The 1,070-nt window shown below is 71.5% G+C and carries 1 protein-coding gene; it reads right to left on the bottom strand.

Annotated elements, in window-relative coordinates:
• Positions 1-50 precede the first annotated feature (50 nt).
• Entirely contained in the window at positions 51-974 is a 924-nt protein-coding gene (mqnP, locus tag AC5LUJ_RS18820; protein ID WP_445548548.1) for a menaquinone biosynthesis prenyltransferase MqnP, read from the bottom strand.
• Between the last annotated feature and the right edge of the window lie 96 nt (positions 975-1,070).

Below are 1,070 nucleotides of genomic sequence, written 5' to 3'. Positions count from 1 at the left end.
TCGCAGTGGCCCGGCCGTCGCAGTGGCCCGGCCGTCGCGGCGGCCGGTCGTCACCAGGCCAGGCCGCGGGAGATCAGATCGAGGACGGCGAAACCGAACAGGGCGATGCCGACGAACCCGTTGGCGGTCAGGAAGGCCCGGTTCACCCGGGACAGGTCGTCCGCGGAGACGATCGCGTGCTCGTACCAGAACGCGGCAGCGGTCACCACCAGCCCGGCCCACCACCACGCGCCGAAGCCCTCCATCAGCCCGAACACGACGAACAGCGCGAACGTCACGACATGGGTAACGACCGAGGCGGCCAGCGCCGCCCGGATCCCGAACCGGGCCGGCACCGAGCCCACGCCGATGCCACGGTCGACCTCGGCGTCCTGACAGGCGTAGATCAGGTCGAAGCCGGCTATCCAGGTGCCGACCGCGAGCCCGAGCACGACCGAGGCCCACGACCAGCGGTCGGTGATGGCGATCCAGGCGCCGACCGGCGCGACCGCCTGGGCCAACGCGAGGACGGCGTGCGGGAAGTTGGTGAACCGCTTGGCGTACGAATAGACGATCAGGGGGGCGGCCGCGAGCGGCGCGAGGGCCAGGCAGAGCCAGGACAGCGCGGCGGCGGACCCGGCGAAGACACCCAGGGCGATCGCGGCGCCGACCGCGGCCGTGCGCACCGACACCGCGCCGGTGACCAGCTCCCGGCCGGCCGTCCGCGGATTACGTCCGTCGATCTTCCGGTCGATGATCCTGTTGGTCGCCATCGCGAAGGTGCGGGCAGCGACCATCGCGACGGTCACCAGCGCGATGTCCAGCCAGTGCACGGAGCGGGAGGCGTCGAACGACGCGGCGAGCGCCGCCACATAGGCGAACGGCAGCGCGAACACCGAATGCTCGATCACCACCACCCGCAGGAAGGCGCGGACGGGGCCGTCAGGCGTCGATGCCGGCCCCGGCATCCCCGGGGCGAACGTCGCGTCACTCACTGACGACCATCTCCCAGGCGTTCCGGCAAGCGGTGTATCCCCGCCGTGGACCATGGTGAGCAGCGGTCGGCGATAGTCCCGTCAGCGATAGTCACG

This window comes from Protofrankia sp. CiP1_Cm_nod3 (genome assembly GCF_982290655.1).
This window is presented reverse-complemented; position numbering and strand designations above follow the sequence as displayed.